The organism is Corynebacterium striatum (assembly GCF_016728105.1).
In the GTDB taxonomy this organism is placed as follows: Bacteria; Actinomycetota; Actinomycetes; order Mycobacteriales; family Mycobacteriaceae; genus Corynebacterium; species Corynebacterium striatum.
Genome location: NZ_CP068158.1, coordinates 1,554,519 through 1,575,146, shown reverse-complemented (window position 1 = coordinate 1,575,146; position 20,628 = coordinate 1,554,519). Strand labels below are relative to the sequence as shown.

At 58.5% G+C, this 20,628-nt stretch carries 20 protein-coding genes and 1 pseudogene; 14 read left to right on the top strand and 7 right to left on the bottom strand.

Translation table 11 applies throughout. The features are described from left to right. The first annotated feature begins 82 nt into the window (after nucleotides 1-82). Nucleotides 83-1,933, top strand: coding sequence for an FAD-dependent monooxygenase (locus I6I72_RS07430; protein WP_100086718.1), 1,851 nt, complete (start codon nucleotides 83-85; stop codon nucleotides 1,931-1,933). Between the two features lie 69 nt (nucleotides 1,934-2,002). Here I6I72_RS07430 and I6I72_RS07425 read toward each other — a convergent pair whose 3' ends face one another. Further along, a complete protein-coding gene (locus I6I72_RS07425) occupies nucleotides 2,003-2,659 on the bottom strand; it encodes a hypothetical protein (protein WP_201806528.1) in 657 nt (218 codons plus the stop codon). Nucleotides 2,660-2,954: 295 nt separating this feature from the next. On the opposite strand from I6I72_RS07425, the gene I6I72_RS07420 reads away from it, so the two are divergent. The 6 genes from I6I72_RS07420 to trpA are packed head-to-tail and all read left to right on the top strand — an operon-like array spanning nucleotide 2,955 to nucleotide 9,601. After that, complete coding sequence (locus I6I72_RS07420; protein WP_049063669.1) at nucleotides 2,955-4,490, top strand: anthranilate synthase component 1; 1,536 nt, start codon at nucleotides 2,955-2,957, stop codon at nucleotides 4,488-4,490. Further along, nucleotides 4,487-5,137, top strand: a complete 651-nt coding sequence (locus I6I72_RS07415; protein ID WP_049063671.1) for an anthranilate synthase component II — start codon at nucleotides 4,487-4,489, stop codon at nucleotides 5,135-5,137. Before I6I72_RS07420 ends, I6I72_RS07415 begins: the two co-directional genes overlap by 4 nt. Next, nucleotides 5,138-6,160 (top strand): anthranilate phosphoribosyltransferase, encoded by a 1,023-nt coding sequence (gene trpD / locus I6I72_RS07410; protein WP_005530747.1) that lies wholly within the window; start codon nucleotides 5,138-5,140, stop codon nucleotides 6,158-6,160. Further along, on the top strand, nucleotides 6,153-7,532 hold the full coding sequence (gene trpCF / locus I6I72_RS07405; RefSeq protein WP_049146197.1) for a bifunctional indole-3-glycerol-phosphate synthase TrpC/phosphoribosylanthranilate isomerase TrpF: 1,380 nt from the start codon (nucleotides 6,153-6,155) through the stop codon (nucleotides 7,530-7,532). The genes trpD and trpCF overlap by 8 nt, the downstream gene beginning before the upstream one ends. A gap of 30 nt (nucleotides 7,533-7,562) precedes the next feature. Continuing rightward, a complete protein-coding gene (gene trpB / locus I6I72_RS07400) occupies nucleotides 7,563-8,777 on the top strand; it encodes a tryptophan synthase subunit beta (protein WP_049063676.1) in 1,215 nt (404 codons plus the stop codon). Further along, nucleotides 8,777-9,601 (top strand): tryptophan synthase subunit alpha, encoded by an 825-nt coding sequence (gene trpA, locus I6I72_RS07395; protein ID WP_049160501.1) that lies wholly within the window; start codon nucleotides 8,777-8,779, stop codon nucleotides 9,599-9,601. Before trpB ends, trpA begins: the two co-directional genes overlap by 1 nt. Before the next feature lie 139 nt (nucleotides 9,602-9,740). On the opposite strand, the gene I6I72_RS07390 is transcribed toward trpA, so the two are convergent. Beyond that, on the bottom strand, nucleotides 9,741-10,967 hold the full coding sequence (locus tag I6I72_RS07390) for a dicarboxylate/amino acid:cation symporter (RefSeq protein ID WP_049160498.1): 1,227 nt from the start codon (nucleotides 10,965-10,967) through the stop codon (nucleotides 9,741-9,743). A gap of 167 nt (nucleotides 10,968-11,134) precedes the next feature. On the opposite strand from I6I72_RS07390, the gene I6I72_RS07385 reads away from it, so the two are divergent. From I6I72_RS07385 to I6I72_RS07375, 3 genes are all read left to right on the top strand, one after another. Beyond that, the gene (locus I6I72_RS07385) at nucleotides 11,135-11,590 is read left to right on the top strand and encodes an SdpI family protein (RefSeq protein WP_005530735.1); all 456 of its coding nucleotides are present in this window, start codon (nucleotides 11,135-11,137) and stop codon (nucleotides 11,588-11,590) included. A 234-nt stretch (nucleotides 11,591-11,824) separates the two neighbouring features. Then, on the top strand, nucleotides 11,825-12,037 hold the full coding sequence (locus I6I72_RS07380; protein ID WP_115340962.1) for a hypothetical protein: 213 nt from the start codon (nucleotides 11,825-11,827) through the stop codon (nucleotides 12,035-12,037). A 38-nt stretch (nucleotides 12,038-12,075) separates the two neighbouring features. After that, the gene (locus I6I72_RS07375) at nucleotides 12,076-12,447 is read left to right on the top strand and encodes a Rieske (2Fe-2S) protein (RefSeq protein WP_049160493.1); all 372 of its coding nucleotides are present in this window, start codon (nucleotides 12,076-12,078) and stop codon (nucleotides 12,445-12,447) included. A 119-nt stretch (nucleotides 12,448-12,566) separates the two neighbouring features. On the opposite strand, the gene I6I72_RS07370 is transcribed toward I6I72_RS07375, so the two are convergent. Continuing rightward, entirely contained in the window at nucleotides 12,567-13,631 is a 1,065-nt protein-coding gene (locus I6I72_RS07370) for an NADH:flavin oxidoreductase/NADH oxidase (RefSeq protein WP_201806525.1), read from the bottom strand. Between the two features lie 28 nt (nucleotides 13,632-13,659). On the opposite strand from I6I72_RS07370, the gene I6I72_RS07365 reads away from it, so the two are divergent. Then, on the top strand, nucleotides 13,660-14,619 hold the full coding sequence (locus I6I72_RS07365; RefSeq protein ID WP_049160488.1) for a bile acid:sodium symporter family protein: 960 nt from the start codon (nucleotides 13,660-13,662) through the stop codon (nucleotides 14,617-14,619). Then, complete coding sequence (locus I6I72_RS07360; RefSeq protein ID WP_049146217.1) at nucleotides 14,616-14,927, top strand: hypothetical protein; 312 nt, start codon at nucleotides 14,616-14,618, stop codon at nucleotides 14,925-14,927. The genes I6I72_RS07365 and I6I72_RS07360 overlap by 4 nt, the downstream gene beginning before the upstream one ends. Here the strand turns inward: I6I72_RS07360 and I6I72_RS07355 are convergent. The 4 genes from I6I72_RS07355 to I6I72_RS07340 are packed head-to-tail and all read right to left on the bottom strand — an operon-like array spanning nucleotide 14,924 to nucleotide 17,981. Continuing rightward, nucleotides 14,924-15,256, bottom strand: a complete 333-nt coding sequence (locus tag I6I72_RS07355) for a branched-chain amino acid transporter permease (RefSeq protein ID WP_005530729.1) — start codon at nucleotides 15,254-15,256, stop codon at nucleotides 14,924-14,926. The two genes, I6I72_RS07360 and I6I72_RS07355, sit on opposite strands and share 4 nt — an antisense overlap. Then, on the bottom strand, nucleotides 15,256-15,960 hold the full coding sequence (locus I6I72_RS07350) for an AzlC family ABC transporter permease (protein WP_049160485.1): 705 nt from the start codon (nucleotides 15,958-15,960) through the stop codon (nucleotides 15,256-15,258). The genes I6I72_RS07355 and I6I72_RS07350 overlap by 1 nt, the downstream gene beginning before the upstream one ends. Nucleotides 15,961-15,977: 17 nt before the next feature. Then, nucleotides 15,978-16,574 (bottom strand): YqgE/AlgH family protein, encoded by a 597-nt coding sequence (locus I6I72_RS07345; protein ID WP_005530727.1) that lies wholly within the window; start codon nucleotides 16,572-16,574, stop codon nucleotides 15,978-15,980. Nucleotides 16,575-16,577: 3 nt separating this feature from the next. Beyond that, complete coding sequence (locus I6I72_RS07340; protein WP_049160481.1) at nucleotides 16,578-17,981, bottom strand: CCA tRNA nucleotidyltransferase; 1,404 nt, start codon at nucleotides 17,979-17,981, stop codon at nucleotides 16,578-16,580. A 46-nt stretch (nucleotides 17,982-18,027) separates the two neighbouring features. Here I6I72_RS07340 and I6I72_RS07335 point away from each other — a divergent pair. Both I6I72_RS07335 and I6I72_RS07330 read left to right on the top strand, forming a co-directional pair. Next, nucleotides 18,028-18,594 (top strand): annotated as a pseudogene (locus I6I72_RS07335) (NUDIX hydrolase); the annotation flags it as partial. Continuing rightward, a complete protein-coding gene (locus tag I6I72_RS07330; RefSeq protein WP_049064441.1) occupies nucleotides 18,591-20,618 on the top strand; it encodes a DUF6049 family protein in 2,028 nt (675 codons plus the stop codon). The pseudogene I6I72_RS07335 and the gene I6I72_RS07330, both read left to right, overlap by 4 nt. Nucleotides 20,619-20,628: the final 10 nt, after the last annotated feature.

Here is a 20,628-nt window from a genome sequence, read left to right as displayed (position 1 = left end):
TCACCATCAGTCCCACCAAAACCTCACACACCGCGGGGGTTCCTCCCACCCCCTCCTCATCTCGGTTAGTAAGGAGACCACAGTGCAGTTCCACCACAACGGTTATGTTTCCCAAGACCCACGCGTCCTTGAACCAGCAGGATACGGCGTAGATCGTCCATCTGAGCTCCCAGACACCATGGACGTCCTCATCGTCGGCTCCGGCCCGGCAGGCATGATCGCAGCTGCACAGTTGGCGATGTTCCCCAACGTCAACACCCGCATTATCGAACGTCGTCCACACCGCCTCATCTTGGGCCAGGCAGACGGCATCCAGTCCCGCTCCGTGGAGACCTTCCAGGCATTCGGCTTTGCTAAGGAAATCACCGAAGAGGCTTACGAAATCACCGAGATGTCCTTCTGGAATCCGGATCCCGAAAACCACGAGCACATCAAGCGCGGTGCTCGCCCAATCGATGATGAGTTTGGCATCTCCGAGTTTCCGCACCTCATCGTGAACCAGGCACGCGTCCTCGACTACTTCGCCCGCTTCGCACACCGTGCCCCGGCGCGCATCAAGCCGGACTACGGCTGGAAGTTCATCGAGCTTGAGGTCGGGGAGGGGGAGTACCCCGTCGCCGCCCACTTGGAGGATGAGAACGGCAACCCACGTACTGTCCACGCCAAATACGTCATCGGCTGTGACGGCGCAAAGTCCCGCGTCCGCAAGTCCATCAGCCGCTCCCTGAAGGGTGACCAGGCCAATCACGCATGGGGCGTTATGGACGTGGTCGTCGACACCGACTTCCCTGACTGGCGCACCAAGTGTGCAATCCACTCCAAGGCTGGCTCCATTCTTCACATCCCGCGTGAGGGCGGCTACCTCTGCCGCGTCTACGTCGACCTCGGCGTTGTTCCAGAGGGCGACAACGGCAAGGTTCGCGAGACCCCAATCGAGAAGATCATTGAGAAGGCCAACGAAATCTACTCGCCGTACTTCATCGACGTGAAGATGGTGGCGTGGCACTCCGTTTACGAGGTGGGACACCGCTTGGTCGACGATTTCGACGACAACAATGACACCCCACGCGTCTTCCTCACCGGCGACGCTTGCCACACCCACTCCGCCAAGGCTGGCCAGGGCATGAACGTCTCCATGCAGGACGGCTTTAACATTGGCTGGAAGCTCGGCCACGTCCTCGACGGCCGCGCGCCAAAGGAGCTGCTGTGCACCTACCACGGTGAGCGCCAGCCGGCCGCCCAGAACCTCATCAACTTCGACCGCGAGTGGTCCACGCTTATGGCCACCCCAACCGAAGAGCTCGATGATCCGGAGGCAGTAGAGAAGTACTACGTTGCTGCCGAAGAGTTCGCTGCCGGCATGATGACGCAGTACGAAGAGAACATCATCGTCGGTGACACCCAGCACCAGGATCTGGCTACTGGCTTCCCCGTGGGCAAGCGTTTCAAGTCCTTCGAGGTGCTCCGCCGCTGCGATGCCTTCAAGCTTCACCTCGGCCACCAGCACTTCGCCGACGGACGCTACCGCATCTACGCTTTTGCCGACGCCCCGAAGGCCGGCGCGGAATCCAAGCTCACCGCCTGGGCCGAGCAGATGCAAGAGATTATCGCTAAGTTCAACCCGGAAGGCGCTGATGAGAACACCTACTTTGATATCAAGGCCATCTACCAGCAGACCAACCACCACGACTACGAGATTCTCGACGCTCCGCGTCTGTTCCGCCCCTTGAACGGCAAATTCAACATCCCAAACTGGGAGAACGTCTTCAACGCGCTTTCCCCAGAGGAGGACATCTTCGAGGCCCGCGGTATCTCCCGCGAGGGTGCGGTCGTCATCGTCCGCCCGGACCAGTACGTGGGCGCAGTTCTGCCGCTTGACGACGCCGCCGGTGTCGAGGCGTACTTCGACAAGGCACTGTTGCCAACCAAGTAAGCAACGGCTCTAAATAACAGCCACAAACAAGGCCCCGCGTAGTGTTTCACGTGAAACACAGCGCGGGGCTTAAGTTTGAAGACAATATGAGTGCGTAGCCAAGAGCTCTTCCAAGCGTTCCTCGAGCGGCTGGCGGTTTAGCTCCGCAACCCTATCGCGAAGATCGGAAGCATCGAGTTCCTCAAGAACGTGAGTTAGAACCTCTTGGGAAGATTCTTCTTGATGCTCCAGCGCGCGATAGAAAGCGGCACTCAATATGATTTGTTCCATCACCGCTATGGACTTGCCCGGAGAATATTCCGGAGCATCCGGCTCAAAGTCCCAGACCTGGACCCAGTGGAGGCCGAAGAACTTGAGAGAATTACCTTCCACGACTTCGCGGGCGTAGGTGCGGGGAAGGACAGCGCTATGGCGGGCCGGATCGAAGATGCCGAAGACTGGCTCGCCATCGTTCTCGCCAACCACGAGCCAATCGCTGCCGTGGTATTCCACCAGCGATTGGCCGAGCACGAGTTCAACCTCATCGACGCTGAGCTTCGGAGCGACCTCACGGGCGAAAGCGTCGACATATGGCGCTTGCCATGTCTTGTGCTGCTTCAGCTTCTCATCGTCGCCGTGAACTTCCATGAAACGCCTGAAGGTCTCCGCCGCTTCCTCACGGCGCTTGGTTAGTTGTTCCGAGTACTGTTCCTGAAGTGGTGCGAGTTTGGTTTCAAGCGTGTCCATGGTCACAATCATACATAGGAGCACTCATTTTGCCTGTGCATAAAATGTGCGCGAAACCACACACATAGCACACACTCATGCTATGGTGTGTTTCATGCAACTTCTGACCAACACATCCCAGAACTGGTGGTGGCGCGCGTAACTGCGGGCCAGTTCACTCGAAACCAGAAGATTTAGGCTCGCGCTATGCGGGCCTTTCGTGGTTTTATAGCCACCACGGCGCACGCGGCGCGAATCTAAAGCTTCAAAACTCAAGAAGCCATAGACAACATTTAGCCGCGAAAGGGCACCACTAATGCCACCAACCCCTACCGCCGGAACGGTCTTCCACACCGCCTCCCAAGCGATACCTTATGAGCAGGATGCGTCGCTGCTTTTCCACCGGCTCGCGCAGTCGAAGGATAGCCTCCTCCTTGAGGCCGCCGACATCGAGTCCAAGAAGAACCTCAACTGCATCGCCGTTCTCCAGGCCGCGCTGAAAGTCACCTGCCGGGGCCAGCGCGTCACAGCCACGCCACTAACTGAAGTCGGCGAGACAATGATGGCGCGACTCAAAGATCAGCTCGGCGAGCACTTTGATGGCGAAGATTTTGTATTTAGTCTTTCCTCCAAGAGCGACGAGCGCGAGCGCCTCCGCGATGTATCGACGGCCGCTGTTCTCCGAGCCCTTCAATTAGACGCTGGTTACTCCACTCCGGATGGAGCACTTCCATTCGTCGGCGGCGGCTTTGCTTATGACTATCTCGAGAGCTTCGAGAAACTGCCCGCCGTAGGGGAGGGGCCGAACGATTATCCGGATTATGAGTTCGTCGTCGCGCAGACGCTACTGACCATCGACCACGCCACGGAGACCGCCGCGTTGCATGCGGTCGATCTGAGCGAGGAAGCGGCGTCGTCAAGCTTGGCAGAGCTCGCATCCATCGAGGCACAAGAACTGGAGCCCACTCCAAGCCGCTATCGACTCATCGCGAAAGCTTCGATGCCCGACTCCGAGTTCCGCGCCATTGTGTCACAGTTACAAAATAACGTGACTGCGGGGGACATCTACCAGGTGGTGCCCGCGCGCGCATTTTCGCTCGATTGCCCCGATGCATTCGCCGCCTACCGTCAGCTCCGCGAGACCAACCCCTCGCCGTACATGTTCTACGTGCGCGGTGCGGACTACGAACTCTTCGGTGCCTCCCCGGAGTCGAACCTGAAGTTTAATGCCTCCACCCGCGAGGTACAGCTTTATCCCATCGCCGGTACGCGCCCGCGCGGGCTCAACCCAGACGGCAGCATCAACCATGAGCTCGACATCCGCAACGAACTCGAGATGCGTACCAACAACAAGGAAGTCGCCGAGCACACCATGCTTGTGGACCTCGCCCGCAACGACCTTGCCCGCGTGGCCGTACCGCAGACCCGCAAGGTCGCGGAGCTACTCCAGGTGGACCGTTACTCGCGCGTCATGCACTTGGTTTCGCGTGTAACCGCCACTCTTCACGAAGACTACGACGCCCTCGACGCATACCGCGCCTGCATGAACATGGGAACACTCACCGGCGCACCGAAGCTACGGGCAATGGAACTCGTACGCGAGACCGAGGGAACCCGGCGCGGTTCCTACGGCGGGGCAGTGGGTTACCTCAAGGGCGACGGCTCTATGGATAACTGCATCGTCATCCGCTCCGCCTACGTGAAGAACGGCCAAGCCGTGGTCCAGGCAGGTGCCGGCGTAGTCCGTGATTCCGTCCCCCAAGCTGAAGCAGATGAAACCTTGCACAAGGCCTACGCAGTCCTGCACGCCATCGCTCTGGCGCACAACGCCCAATTGGAGGTTGTCCGATGACCCATTCTCCGCACGTAGTGCTCATTGATAACCACGACTCCTTTGTCTACAACCTCGTGGACGCACTCGCTGGCTACAAGACCACCATCTTCCGCAACACCGTCTCCGTCGAGGAGATTCTGGCCGCAATGCCGGACATCATCTGCCTGTCCCCAGGCCCCGGCCACCCGCGCGATGCCGGTTGCATGATGGAGCTCATCGACCACGCTCTCGGCAAGATCCCGCTTTTCGGCATCTGCCTCGGCTTTCAGGCGCTGCTGGATCACCACGGCGGAACCGTCGAGCCTTGCGGCCCGGTACACGGCAAGTCGGTGGCGATGACGCTAACCGAAGAAGGCGCCCAGCACCCGATCTTCACCGGCCTTACCGTGGACTCCGAGCCAGACAACCCGAACTATGTGGGCACGCAGGTTCCAGTGGCCCGCTACCACTCCTTGGGTTGCACGCAGATTCCCGCCGGAATGCGGGCCTTGGCGACCACGGAGACGCAGATCGGTGACGTAGTGATGGCGGCCGAGACTAACGATGGAATGGCATTCGGCGTGCAGTTCCACCCGGAGTCCGTGTTGAGCCCGAAGGGTCCAATCATGTTGGAACGTTGCATCGAGAATTTATCGCTGAAATCAATTAAAGGAGAGACCAAGTAAATGGAAAATAAGAATGCACTCAAGGCCCTCCAGGGTTACCTGGATATCACCGAACCCACGGTGGAGCAGGCCATCGAGGTCTTCACCCCGTTAACCATCGGCGAATATGACGACATCCACGTCGCAGCGCTTCTCACCCATATCCGCACCCGTGGCGAGACCTTCGCCGACGTCGCCGGCGCAGCCCATGCCTTTCTCACCGCTGGCCGCCCCTTCCCGGTGACGGGGGAGGGCCTCATGGACACCGCCGGAACGGGCGGCGACGGCGCGAATACCATCAACATCACCACGGCGGCGTCGCTAGTCGCTGCGTCCGACGGCGTGAAGATGATCAAGCACGGCAACCGTTCAGTCTCCTCCAAATCGGGTTCCGCGGACGTACTCGAAGCCATGAACATTCCGCTCGACCTCAATCCACAGCGCGCCGTGAAGCAATTCGAGGCCTCGAACTTCACCTTCTTATTCGCACCCGCCTACAACCCTGCGGTGGCCCACGTGCAACCAGTGCGCAAGGCGCTAGGCATCCCCACCATCTTTAACACCCTCGGCCCACTGCTTTCTCCGGGCCGCCCGGAATTCCAGATCATGGGCATCGCGAATCCGACGCAGGGCCAACTCATCGCTGAGGTATTCAAGGAGCTCGGCCGCACCCGCGCGCTCGTGGTCCATGGCGCGGGCACCGACGAGATTGCTGTCCACGGAACCACTCACGTGTGGGAACTCAACGACGGTGAGATTAAGGAATATGACATCACCCCGGAGGAGCTCGGTATCGCACGTCACGAGCTCGCGGAGCTCGAGGGCGGCAATGGCGCCGAGAACGCCGCGCTCATCCGCAAGGTCTTCGCAGGGGAGGGCAGTCCTGCGCATTACGACGCCATCGTGGCCACCGCGGGCGCCATGTTCTACCTCTGCGGCAAGGCCGAGTCCATCGCCGCAGGCGTGACGCACGCCAAGGAAGTCATCGACTCCGGCCAGGTGGCGCAATGGCTGCGTACCCACGAGGAGGCCAACTATGGCTAGTCTGCCAACGGTGCTGGAAGGGATCGTCGCCAAGCGCCGCACACACATCCCTGACATTCGTGAGCGCATCGCACACGTCGACCTTCAGGCGCTGCCCAAATCGGAGCGTTCGCTTTACGACGCCCTCAAGGGCACCAACCGCTTCATCATGGAGTGTAAGTCCTCCTCGCCTTCGCTCGGTCTTATCCGCGAGCACTACGAGCCGGGCAACATTGCGCGCATCTATTCGCGTTATGCCTCTGCCATCTCGGTGCTCTGCGAGCCGGACAGGTTCGGCGGCGACTATGACCACTTGCAGACCGTCGCAATGTCGACGCACCTACCGGTTCTGTGCAAGGACTTCATCATCGATCCGATTCAGGTCTACGCGGCGCGCTACTACGGTGCCGATGCCATCCTGTTGATGATGTCGATCGTCGATGATGAGACCTACGCCGAACTCAAGGCCCTGGCCGATTCGCTTGGCCTGGATGTCCTCACCGAGGCGATCACCAAGGAAGAGGTCGACCGCGCGGTTGCCTTTGGCGTAGATATCATCGGTATTAACAACCGCAATCTGCACGATCTCAGCATCGACCTGACGCGCTCAGGGCAGCTCGCCGAGTACATTCCGGAGGGCAAGATCGTGGTCTCCGAATCTGGCATCCGCGACAACCAGACGGTGCGTCGCATCGGCGGCCACGCCAACGCCTTCCTTGTGGGCTCCCAACTAACAAGTCAGCCCGACATCGATCTCGCCGCCCGCCGCTTGGTCTACGGCGACAATAAAGTCTGCGGACTAACGTCGTGGACCGCTGCTCAAGCAGCACGTGCCGCCGGCGCCGTGTACGGCGGGCTCATTTTCGAGGAAGCCTCTCCGCGTAATGTTTCACGTGAAACTGCGCAAAATATCATCGCCCATGAGCCGGACCTGCTCTACGTTGCCGTCTCCCGCCGCACCTCCAACTTTGAAGAACTCGCTCTCGACGGCATCCACGCCATCCAGCTCCACGCGCCATACCAGGGGAGCGTTGAGACCGAGCGTGCTCTCATCGAAGAGGCCAGCAAGCATTCCAACCACGTCTGGCGTGCCATCGATATGACGGCACCTCACGCCCCAGAGTTGGTTGCAGCGCTTGCCGACGTCGCGGATCTCTTGGTCCTCGACACCGGTTCCGGCGGTACGGGGGAGACCTTCGACTGGTCAACAGTCCCCGCTGGGATTCCCGCCCTGTTGGCGGGAGGTTTGAATCTCACCAACCTCGAGCAGGCCCTCGCCGTAGGTACGATCGGATTAGATCTGAATTCTGGTCTCGAGACACCACGCGGTAAGGATTCTGGCCTCATCGCCAGGGCGTTCAGCACCATCCGGAACTACCACAACCAGTACTAATATCCACCTCCCAACCTAAGAGGAAACACCATGACTGATACACAAGAAACCAGGGAAACCCTGCTCCCGGCCTACTTCGGTGAATTCGGCGGACAGTTCGTTCCGGAATCCCTAATTCCAGCGCTTGATCAGCTCGAAAAGGCATTCGTGGACGCGCAAAACGATCCTGAATTCCGCAAGGAGCTCGCGGGCTACCTGAAGGATTACCTCGGACGTCCCACCCCACTGACCGAGGCAACCAAGCTGGGAGGTAAGGCACGCATCTTCCTCAAGCGCGAAGACCTCGTCCACGGCGGCGCACACAAGACCAACCAAGTTATCGGTCAGGCTTTGCTGGCCAAGCGCATGGGCAAGACCCGCATTATTGCGGAAACCGGCGCGGGCCAGCACGGCACCGCCACCGCCCTCGCGTGTGCGCTACTTGACCTTGATTGTGTCATTTACATGGGCGCGAAGGACGTAGAGCGCCAGCAGCCCAATGTCTATCGAATGGAGCTGATGGGCGCCAAGGTTGTACCCGTTGACTCCGGCTCCGGCACCCTCAAGGACGCTGTGAACGAAGCACTGCGTGACTGGACCGCTACCTTCCATGAGTCTCACTACCTCCTCGGTACCGCAGCGGGCCCCCACCCGTTCCCGACCATCGTGCGCGAGTTCCACAAGGTCATCTCCGAAGAGGCCAAGGCGCAGATGATCGAGCGGACTGGCAAGCTGCCAGACCTCGTCGTCGCCTGCGTGGGCGGCGGCTCTAACGCCATCGGCATGTTCGCTGATTTCATTGAAGACGAGGGAGTCGAGCTTGTCGGCGCGGAGCCCGGTGGCGAAGGCCTCGATTCCGGTAAGCATGGCGCCACCATCAACAACGGCACGGTCGGCATTCTCCACGGCGCGCGTTCCTACCTCATGCGCAATTCTGATGGCCAAATCGAGGAGTCCTACTCCATCTCCGCAGGCCTGGATTACCCGGGCGTCGGCCCGCAGCACGCCCACCTGTCGAAGACCGGCCGTGCCAAGTACGTCGGCATCACCGACGCCGAGGCTCTCGAGGCCTTCCAGCTGCTGAGCAAGAAAGAGGGAATCATCCCCGCCCTCGAGTCTTCTCACGCCCTGGCCTATGCGCTCAAGCGCAAGGACGAGGACATCACCATCCTCGTCTCCCTTTCCGGCCGCGGTGACAAGGACATCGACCACGTCCGCCACACTCTCGAAGAACACCCTGAACTACGCCTCCAGGAGGAGAACTAATGAGCCGCTACGACAACCTTTTTGAATCCCTGTCCGGCGAGGGCGCATTCGTTCCCTTCATCATGCTCGGAGATCCCTCCCCGGAGGTTGCCCTGGAGATCGTCCGCGCGGCTGTGGCCGGCGGCGCCGACGCCCTCGAGTTGGGCGTTCCCTTCTCCGATCCGGTAGCTGACGGCCCCACGATCCAGGCCTCCCACATCCGCGCTCTGGAGAACGGCGCTACTGTCGACGCCGCGATTGAACAGATCAAGACGATCCGCGCCGAGTTCCCTGAGCTGCCCATCGGCATGCTCATCTACGGCAACGTTCCTTTCACCCTCGGCATCGAGAACTTCTACCAGGAGTTCCACGATGCGGGCGCGGACAGCATTCTGCTTCCCGACGTTCCCGTGCGCGAGGGCGCCCCATTCATCGCCGCTGCAGCCAAGGCCAACATCGAGCCCATCTTCATCGCCCCGGCACAGGCAAGCGAGAAGACCCTCGCGGGCGTTGCCAAGAATTCCAAGGGCTACATTTACGCCATCTCCCGTGACGGCGTCACCGGTACCGAAAAGGCCTCCGAAACCCGCGGCCTAGACGAGGTGGTGGCTAACGTGAAGCGCTTCGGCGGCGCGCCAATCCTTCTGGGATTCGGCATCTCCACGCCGCAGCACGTCGCTGACGCAATCGCCGCTGGCGCTTCCGGTGCCATCACCGGCTCCGCAATTACGAAGATCATCGAGAAGCATGTTTCACGTGAAACCGGCACCGACATCGATGTCGAAGCGCTGAAGAAGGAAATCACCGACTTCGTTGCATCAATGAAGGCGGCTACCAAGAAGTAGAAAACCCTCCCCAGGTAGGAAGAAGTGGTCATATCCCAGCGGCATGCTTGGGGCATGACCACTTTTTCATCGTTCTTCTACTACCCCAAAAGGGCATAAAAAATGACCCGGTAAGACCGGGTCATCGGGAGCAAAGAGTCTAGCTCAGTTCTTGGCGAGCAGGTTCAGCATCAGCCTCAGCCTCAAGCCCGTCAATCTTCTCGCGAGCAAAGCGGTCCACAATCATGGCGATAGCACCATCACCGGTGACATTAGCAGCGGTTCCCACTGAGTCGATTGCAATGTAGGCGGCGATCATGAGAGCAACGAGAGATTCATCGAAGCCCATGTTCGCCTGCAGTAGGCCAACTGCCACCATTACAGCACCACCTGGAACACCCGGTGCAGCAATCATCATGATGCCCAGCAAGAAAATGAAGCTCATCGCCTTGCCGAAAGAAACATCCATATCGGTCATCGTGACGATGGCGAAGGCATAAAGCGTCAGCTTCATCATCGATCCGGACAGGTGGATGGTGGCACACAGAGGGATGACAAAGCCCGCAACTGGCTTAGAAATACCATTCTTTAATGAGGACTCAAGTGTCACCGGAATGGTTGCCGCGGAGGATGACGTACCCAGTGCAGTGAAGTACGCAGGAGCCATATTCTTCAAAGCGGTAAACGGATTCTTGCCTGAGATGATGCCAGCAAGGATGTACTGGAAGACTAGGTAAACGATGGTCATAACGACGGCAAGGATCAGCACCTTTGCAAATGCAACCAAGACGTCGCCCAGGTTTCCATTCATACCCAGCGACAGGAACATACCGAAGATGTAGATAGGCAACCACGGAATGACGAAGCCCCAAATCACCTTGACTACAACGTTCTCAAATTCCTTAGTTATTGCGTAGAGATTGTCAGACTTTACCGAAGTCATGGCTACGCCAACGCAGAAGGAAAGCAACAACGCCGACATGACCTCAAATGGCGCCGGCATCTCGACGGTGAAGTAGGGAGCGAGTGCGCCTTCCTCAATATCGGAGACATTAGTGTTGATGGACTGACCCGCCAAAAGGGTGGGGTAGAGGGCAATCGAGAGACCGTATGCAATCAGACCGGAAATGATAGTAGAGCCATAGGCAATTCCGGCTGTGATGCCAAGCCACTTACCGGCACCGCGGCCAAGGCCAGCGATAGCAGGAGCGACGAGAGCGAAGATCAAAACTGGGATGAAGAAACCCAGGAAGTTACTGAACAATCCGTTAAAGGTGGCAAAAAGACGGCCGGCCCACTCCGGGAAGAAAGAGCTGGCAATGATACCTAGGATGATCGCAACGATGATCTTGAAGAGCAAAGAGTTAGTAATACTCTTGAGGTTCATATCGTTTTCTTTTCATTGTCGTGCGCTGAGTGTGACCACAAATTTCTATTGGTCGACACGCTCAGAATATTACCAAAGTCCGTGAATAAATTACATATAACTGATGGATTATTTTGGCAGGCTACCCTCGATTTTCTTCTGACTAATTCAGGGTTAAACTAAGGGGCATGCTCGCGATCGCAATCATCTTCTTTATCCTTGCCGCTATCCTCCTCGTTGTCGGTGGGCTGGCCACCGCACGAAAACTTCCGGGCAATAGCGTTGTAGGACTTCGCCTGGTGGAAATCCGCAAATCCAAAGAGGCTTGGGATAATGCACACGCGATCGCCGGCCCGTTCTGGGCACTCGCAGGAGTCTCCCTTGTTTTCGGTGGAATCGTAGCAATCTCCGCCTCTGGTTGGATGTGGACGATCCCGGCGTTGACTTTCGTCATCGCGGTGCTTGCCCTTTCCATCGGTTCCAACATGGGCTCCCGCGCGGCATTCCTGTGGGACGAGGCCCACAAGGAAGAAGAGGGTTGCGGCGATAGCTGTAATTGCGGCGACGGTGGTTGTGGTTCGGAGGCACCCGAGGTTGATCTCGGCGCACTCCGCAAGGCCGCTGAAAAGTCAGACCACGCCTAAAAACAGTTTCAGCCCTCGATTTCGGGGCTATCTTTATACCCAATTTTAAAGACACAGTGACTAAAACGGCAGGGCCCGCTACAGGTTAAAAACTACGTCAGTGGTGACGATATTCTGCCGTTAATCAAATTCTGAAAATCTGAAGCTGGGTAAAGTCTGGGAAGATTGCACCAAGCCGCTTGGAAACGGCGCGGAAGCGTGCCGCACGCAGAACTCGCGCGCACAATGGATGACATGAAAGAAATGAACATCAAAAGCCTCGCCGTCGCGGCAGTAGCGGTATCCGCGATCGCCGTAGGCGCCATCATCAACAACGTAGGCACCAGCGGCGCCGACAAACAAGATTCTGCATTAGCCATTTACGATGATCTCGGAAACGAGGTTGGGTCTTACGATCTCGGGGGAGCAAACGCAGACTCTGTTCCCACTTGGGACCTAGAAGTCTAAAGAGTGAGATAGCTTAGAGAGTGAGATAGTCTAGAAACATGAATACGTGCTCTCGTCGTATGTTCCTCCTCGGCACCGCAACAACATTCGCCGGCGCCTACCTTGCTGCGTGTGGCAAGGAGCCAAGCGCAGAGATTGCCGCCACTGAGATCCCAGTGGGATCGGCGATCATGGTGGACAAAGTGATCTTTGCCCAGCCAACAGAAGGGGAGTTTAAGGCATACTCCCAAACCTGCCCTCACCAGGGAAGCTTGATTACCAAGATTGATGGCATGACCGCCACCTGCACTTCCCACTTCACGTCTTATGACCTTGCTGACGGTTCGGTCATCGACGGCCCGGGCACCAAGCCACTGACCGAGTACGGCGTCGAGTCGGACGGCACCACCGTCAAGAACGTCTCTGCTTAAGCCACAACAGCGCTTTAAATTAACACTATTGAATTACGGCGCTGACCATCTAGAGCTTTTGGCCCCGGAAGCATGAGAGTGTTTCACGTGAATCCATTGTTTCACGTGAAACATCATAATTACTTTGCACGGCTATAGGAGGGGAGGGGCTCCAATGGCTCACCCAGTTCCTCAGCCGCGTGGCGTGCCCAGTAGGCGTCCTTCAATGCGGCACGCCCAATCTCGATGACATCAGCACGATCATCTGAAAGAATCTGCTCCGCGTGCTGCGCCTCGGTAATGAGACCCACCGTTGATACTGGAAGCCCCGACTCTCGAACGCGCGTGGCGTACTCCACCTGATACTCGTGACCCACGGGGATCTCGGCGTGCTCGTTGCCGCCAGTAGAAACATCGACGAAGTCAACGTCATGTTCCCGCAAGAGCCTGGCAAATTCGATGGTTTGCTCCACGTCCCAGGCAAGACGGCCAGTAACCCAATCAGTTGCCGAAACGCGCATGATCAACGGCATCCCCTGAGGGATAACAGCACGAACCGCATCAACCACCTCAAGAGGGAAGCGGACGCGGTTTTCAAAGCTGCCACCGTAGGAGTCGATACGCTGATTGCTCAACGGACTCAAGAAGTTGTGTAGCAGGTAGCCATGGGCACCGTGCAGTTCAATGGTGTCGAAACCGGCCTCAACGGCACGCTTCGCCGCAGCGGCAAAATGCTCGACGGTTGCAGCGATTTCCTGCGCGCTCATCTCGCGCGGGGCAGTGTAACCCGGGTAGCTAATCGCGGAAGGGCCTATCGTTTCCCAGCCGCCCTCCTCTAGCGGGACCGAGCCGCGGGCATAGCCAGGCAGCATCGGATGAGTCGATGCCTTGCGGCCGGCGTGGCCAAGCTGGATGCCGATCGGCGCGTTAAGGCTGTGGGAAAACTCGACAATCTCTTTCCACTTGTCGCGCTGTTCATCATTCCAGATTCCGGCGCAATTAGGGGAGATCCTGCCTTCGGGGGATACAGCGGTAGCTTCGACAATGATGAGGCCAAAACCGCCGGCCGCACGGGAGCCGTAATGAACTAAACGCCAATCCTGCGGAAGACCCTCTACCGCCTGGTACTGACACATCGGCGGTAACCACGCACGGTTGGGGAACTCGAAGTCACGCAGGATAAGCGGTGAAAATAGTTTAGTCATGGGCCTATGCTACCGATATGCTTTGAGGATGACTTCGCGCCTAAAGAGGATAGATCCGCTTATTCTCCTCATCATTTCCGCAGTGGTCGTGGCGATCATCTTTCCGGCACGCGGCCACTTTGCTGAGGTCTTTGACTCGCTGACCAACGTGGTCATCGCGTTGCTGTTCTACCTCTACGGCGCGCGCCTGTCCACGCAAGAAGCCCTCAACGGTCTGAAGAACTGGCGCCTACACCTGACTATCTTGGCGTTTACCTTCGTCCTGTACCCGATCCTCGGCTTGGCTTTGCGCCCACTAACGCTGTTCATTTCCCACGACATGTACCTCGGCATCTTGTACCTCACCTTGGTGCCGTCCACCGTCCAGTCCTCCGTGGCATTTACGTCAGTGGCCAAGGGAAACATCGCCGGCGCAATCGTGTCAGCGTCGGCATCGAACCTAGTGGGCGTCATCATGACGCCACTGTTGGTCATGGCTCTGATGGGCGCCGGAAATGGCATCTCTATCGACAGCTCAGTCTTCGTCGAAATCAGCCTCCTGTTGCTTGCACCATTCATCCTCGGCCAGCTGACCCGTAAGTGGGTCAAGGACTTCGCAGCAAGCAAAGGCACGAAGATTGTCGACCGCGGCTCCATCACAATGGTGGTCTACGCCGCGTTCTCCAAGGGAGTAGTCGATGGCATCTGGGGCTCGATCAGCATCTGGGAGATTGTGTTCTTAGTCGTCCTATCGATCTTGATGGTCGCCTTTATGCTCTGGCTTACCAGGATCCTGGGCTCCAAGCTTGGCTTCCCCCGCGCAGACGTCATTGCCATCGAATTCTGTGGTTCTAAGAAGTCCCTCGCTACAGGACTACCGATGGCCTCGGTCATCTTCGCCTCCGGCAGCACCTCGCTGGGCCTGCTGATTCTGCCACTCATGATCTACCACCAGGTTCAGCTCATGATCTGCTCCTGGCTCGCGGCCCGGTATGCTGGGCAGTCATGAGCACTCTGATGTACGTCCGCACCACCATGGAAGTTCCCGGCGTAGGTTCCGCCATCCACATCGCGGAGATGGAAGAGGTTGACGTTAATACCTGCACCATGCTGCGCATGATTGCGCTGGCGCCAAACGACGCCGTCGCAGGCGCAGCCACTCCTTCCAAAGCCGTGGGAAACGCAGACATTCCCCAGCGCCAGGTACCACATCCCAACACCTACAACGACTTCCCCGACATCACGGCAGAGCACATTTCCGCTGACGACTTCGCGGCGCTGTGGCGCGAAGCAGTGGCTCTTTACGGAGAACTTTAGAATACGAAGTTAACCAGCACCATGTAGGCAGCGGTGCCGCCAAAGATGGAGAGGGCCGAGTCCTTCCTCCACCAGTGCAGCCCGGCAGTAATCGCCACGCCAATCAGAGCGGCGAGGATTCCGCCGGGCGCTTCTTTTTGCCCAAAGACCGTATAGACCACGAGCACTGTCATAACGCCGACAGGCATCGTCATGCCAAGCAGGCCAATAAACTGACTGCCCTTGAGCGCCTTGATGAAGGAATAGGGAAGCTGCCTAAGCAACACGGTAACGATGCAGACCGGGATGAGGACTGCAGCAACCATGGAGAGGGTTACACCGGCTGGCATTAGCGCTCACCCTTTCGCAGCACCATCGCAGAATCCAGACGCGGCGAGAAGTAGCGCAGGAGGAGCAAGCAGAAATAAGCCACCAACGCCACCATGAGAACCTGGCCAGGAAAGAGCACCGTGGCGAGAATGCCGCAGACTGCAGCAGAAAAAGGCAGCGAGTAGTCCTTATTGTTGTGAAAAGAATCCATGGTCAAAACTACGAAGAGCGCCACGAGAGCGAACTCGAGTCCTTTTACGTTTGGCGGGATAATCTGCCCTGCCAGCGCACCTACGATGCCGCTGAGCACCCACAATAACTGACAAAAGACCTGGATGGTGAGAATGTGGACACCGGACAATCGCTCGTCACGCGGCTTGGCGGAAACGATGGCATAAGACTCGTCCGTGAGGGCATATGTGGAATAGGCGCGGCCCAAGAGGCTCTTAATATTGTCCCGCGGGAACGTGAGGCCATAAAAGATGTGGCGGAAGTTCACCATGAAAGCGGTGACCAACGAGGTAATCGCACTCGTTCCACCAGTGACCATGCTGATTGCGAGAAACTCCATCGAACCGGCGTAAATCACCACCGAAAAAATGGGTGCCCACCACCATGCGAAGCCGGTTTGGACAATCAAAATTCCGAAGGCGAGGCCGAGTGGGACAAGACCCACGGCCACCGCCCATGTATCTTTCAGGCCCTTTAGTATCTCCTCGCGCATGAGGAAATACTAGAACACTAGTTATCGTCGATGTTCGCAGGGTAAGTGGAGTACAAAGGCAGCGGCATCGGTTGACGCTTCATCACGTCGCCCCACAGATCCGCCGCGCCAGGTGTCAGGACGTCTTGAGCAAGTGCGGGAGCCACGTACCAATCGCCCCGCTCAATCTCTTCTGCGAGTTGGCCAGGGCCCCACTCGGCGTACCCGGCGAAAAGCCGCGCGCCGGTGACGAGTTCAGCGATGTCCTCGGGTTCTGAGCGCAGATCGACATGAACAAGGCGCGGGGCCAGCTTGTTGAGCTGCGGGTGCTCCTCAATGCGAACGCCCTGTTTGGTCATTCCGAGAGCCACGACGGACTGCTGATTCAGCGGCCCACCGATGTACAAGGCCTGGGGCTTGGCCACGACCGGCAGCCACTCGGGCAGCACGTTAAAGACGGCCACCTCCGAGCGCTTGGTCAGGTCCACGCCAAAGGTCATCATGTCATTGTGCTCAATGACAAGGATGACGGAGCGAGCAAACTCAGGGGAAAGCGTTCCCGGCGCGGCGACGAGCAGCTGACCCGGTCCTGGTTCGTTGCGCTCTAGGGCGTTGAAAAGTCTGTCGGCATACATGTTCTACCTAGACTCCCACCACTCGCGCAGCTTCGCAATAGCAACGTCACGCTCGAGGGGTCCTTCCTCCAAGCGCAGCTCCTTGAGGTAGGACCACGCTTGACCCACCTCGGGCCCTGGGTTGAGCCCGAGGATCTCCATGATCTCGTTACCGTCGAGGTCAGGACGTACGCGGGCGAGGTCCTCCTTGGCGGCGATCTCAGCGATGCGCTCCTCAAGATGGTCGTAGGTGCGCTGCAGGCGCCGTGCCTTCTTGGCGTTACGGGTGGTGCAATCCGCGCGCACGATCTTGTGGAGGCGGGGGAGCAGGTCACCAGCATCGGTGACGTAGCGGCGCACAGCGGAGTCGGTCCACTGACCTTCGCCGAAGCCATGGAAGCGCATATGCAGGTACACCAGCTGCCCGATGGCCTCGATGGTGGCCTTGGGGTACTTCAGCTTCCGCAGGCGCTTGCGCACCAACTTCGCACCAACGACTTCGTGGTGGTGGAAGGTCACCTTGCCGTCGGTGGTGTCACGCGTGTCAGGCTTACCGACATCGTGAAGCAGCGCCGCCCAGCGCAGGATCAGGTCGGGCTCCTCCTCCTGATCGATGGCCTGGCGCAAGACCGTGAGCGAGTGCGCGTAGACATCTTTGTGCTGCGCGTGCTCGTCGGGAGCCATGCGCAGGGCAGGAATCTCGGGGAAAATATGATCCAGAATTCCCGTATCAACCAGCAGTTCAATGCCGGTTTCCGGGGTCTTGCCCAACATGAGTTTGTCGAGCTCCACCTGCACGCGCTCGACGGTGATCCTGCGGATTTCACCCGCCATTTCAGTCATCGCGGTCTTGACGCGCTCGGCCACGTCAAACTCCAGCTGGGAGGCAAAGCGCGCTGCGCGCAGCATGCGTAGCGGATCGTCGTGGAAGGAGATCTCCGGCTTATCCGGGGTATCGAGGATCTTGTTCTTGAGATCCGTCAACCCTCCCATGGGGTCATGGAATTCGTAACCATCCTCTTTGAGCTCGATGGCCATGGCATTGACCTTAAAGTCACGACGCACGAGGTCGCCCTCCAGGGAATCACCGAAGACAACCTCCGGATTGCGGGAATCCCCGTCGTAGGAGTCGGAGCGGAACGTGGTGATCTCGATCTGCTGTCCCTTATATACAGCCGAGACGGTACCGAAGTCGATGCCTGTGTCCCAGACAGTCTCGGCCCATCCATCGAGGATTTCCTGGACCACCTCGGGGCGAGCGTCGGTGGTGAAATCTAGATCGTGGCCCAAGCGCGACAACAACGCATCACGCACGGAACCGCCGACGAGGTAAAGCCGGTTTCCGCGAGCTCGTAATTGCTCTGCGAGGCCACTGAGCGAGGCAAGAGTCGTTTCAACGCCGTTTAGCTGAGTGTCCTGAAAATTCACGGGTGTTAGTCTACTACGATTAGCAAGGATGACTAAGCACGAACAAGGCTCCCGCAGGCGGCGTCGCGGCCGCCGCCCGGAAAGGCGCCCGCAGCGCAACTCCATCACGCGCATGACAACGCGTGATGAGACCTCCGCGGGTGGACTTGTCGTGTCTGGGCTCGCTGAGGCAGTCGACGGAGACAACGTCGATCTTTCGCGCATTTACGTAGCCCTGATCGGCCGCCTCGACCGGCGCGGCCGCCTGCTGTGGTCGATGCCCAAAGGCCACGTGGAAAACGGCGAGGATAAACACGTCACCGCCGAGCGTGAGGTCTGGGAGGAGACCGGCATTCACGGCAAGGTCTTTGCGGACCTGGGCATGATCGATTACTGGTTCGTCTCTGATGGGGTGCGTATCCACAAGACGGTGCACCATCACCTGCTGCGCTTTGTCGACGGCATCCTTAACGACGAGGATCCAGAAGTCACCGAGGTTTCGTGGGTTCCTGTCTCGGAGCTCATCGAGCACCTCGCATACGCCGACGAACGCAAGCTGGCGCGCATCGCTCATGACCTCTTGCCGGACTTGGCACGAAAGGAAGCCGCCGCAGGAAAGGCGACTCCGCGGTGAAGCGGCTTTCAGCGCTGATACTCGCAGGCCTATTAGCAGCCCCGGTTCCTGCGCAAGCGCAAACCAGACTTCCGGGCACCCTCGACTTCGATCTGCTTTCTGAAGCCACCGAAGACGGGGTCATGGAAGCGACCTTCCGCATTCACAATCCCACCGAGAACAAGGTGGAGGATCTCCAGATCAACAGCCGCCGCAACGATGCGGTGTCAACCACCGAGCAGGCTCAGGAAGAGCTGGCGGCGGGCGCCTACCCGTATTATGGGGCGTCGCAAAGCATAGGCTCAATCGATCCTGGTGAGACCAAGGAAGTAACTTTCAAGGTCCCGCTCTCGCTGGGGCAGGAACCCACGCTGGCCATGACGGAGCCGGGAAACTACCCGCTCCAGTTCACCCTGACGGGAATGCAGGAGGGCCAAGCCAACAGCTTCGCCGACGAGCGGATGATCTTTGAATTCAACGCCGAGAAAGCACCAAGCGCTGAAACAGAAGATGCCGCGGATCTGCCCGAAGAACCGAACGCACTGACAGTGATTTACCCGATCACCTCGGAGATCAACATCGTGCCTGGAGAAACCGGGGGAGAGTCGCTCATCTTGAGCGATGATCACCTGGCGGAGGAGCTGCGCGAAGGCGGCCGCCTTGATAAGCTGCTGGATTCCTACCTCGATCACGATCTCAAAGGCGCAGGCTGCGTCGCACTGGATCCCGCGTTAGTGGATACCGTAAACCGCATGGCCGAAGGCTACACGGTCAATGACACGCGTCCCTCCATCGCCGAGCGCCCCAAGCGCTTACGTGACTCCTGGTTCAATGACGACGCTTCGCAGCGCGGCAAGCCGGGTACTGGAGCAGCCGATGCCAAGGCTTGGATCGAGCGCCTTCAAAACCTGCAGTGCCACATGCCGCTGCCGTGGGCAAACACGGACATTAATGCCGTAGCTCATGTTAATAATGACTTCCTCACCTACGAGGCGCTCAATCGCACTTACGAAGACATCGTGGGCAAACCCACGTCCACATTGCTGCTTCCCAGTTCAGGGTACGTAAACCACAAGTTTAAGCGGCCGGCGCTCGTAGCAAATAACACCGGTTGGGTGGGTCAGGCCGCCACTTTCGACGCCTCTCTTGGCTCCCTGCTAAACCCCGGCGCAGGTTACACGAACCCCTTCCTGCGCTATGATTTCGCGCAAGACTCGCCGGCCTCGCAGGCCTTGACCAGCGCGGCGTCGGTTAGCGTGGCGGCATCCGAGGGTGACGTGGTGGCAAAGCTGCCGAACTATCTGAGCCCGGAAACAGGGGAGCAGGTCCTCGACACAGCAACGAAGCTGTTGGACGCCGGAAAGGTGCGCCCCCGTGCGGTGACGGATCTGCCACTTGAAGAGACCGACCGCCCATTGGGCACGCCCTATGAGGACGAGTCTGCTTTCAGTGACGCCGACATCGTGCGCGTGGAACAGCAGGCGCGCTACACGGACGAGTTGACCAACATCATGGTCAACGATCCGGCTATTGCGATGACGCGCTACGACTTCACGCTCCCACTACGCCGCGACCTCCTTGTGGCGCTGTCGGGTGACTTCAACGACCGCCTGAGCAAGCAATCTGAGGTGTTGCGCACGTTGCGCTCCTCAGTGTCGCTGATCCCACCTGGCAACGTTTACACGCGCGTCTCGGAGTCATCGCCGCTGCTCATCGTGGCAGAAAACGGGCTTCCGCTGCCTGTCGACGCCTCGCTCATCTACGAATCTGAAACAGCAACGCTTAACACTCCGTCGCGCGTGCGCATACCGGCAAAGGGTTCCATTACGGTATCCATGACCGCAAACATGCCTAACGTCGACCGAACTAACATCAGCTTGTGGTTGGCCACGCCGTCCAAACAGGCCATCTCCGAGCCGGTAAATATCGCAGTTCAGACCCGTGCCGGTATCGTAAGCGTGTACGGAGTCGGCGCCATCGCCGCTCTAACTCTCATTTTGGCCCTGCTATTCCGGCTGGGGCGAAGAAAAAAGAAAAGTTCCTAAAGAGATAGTT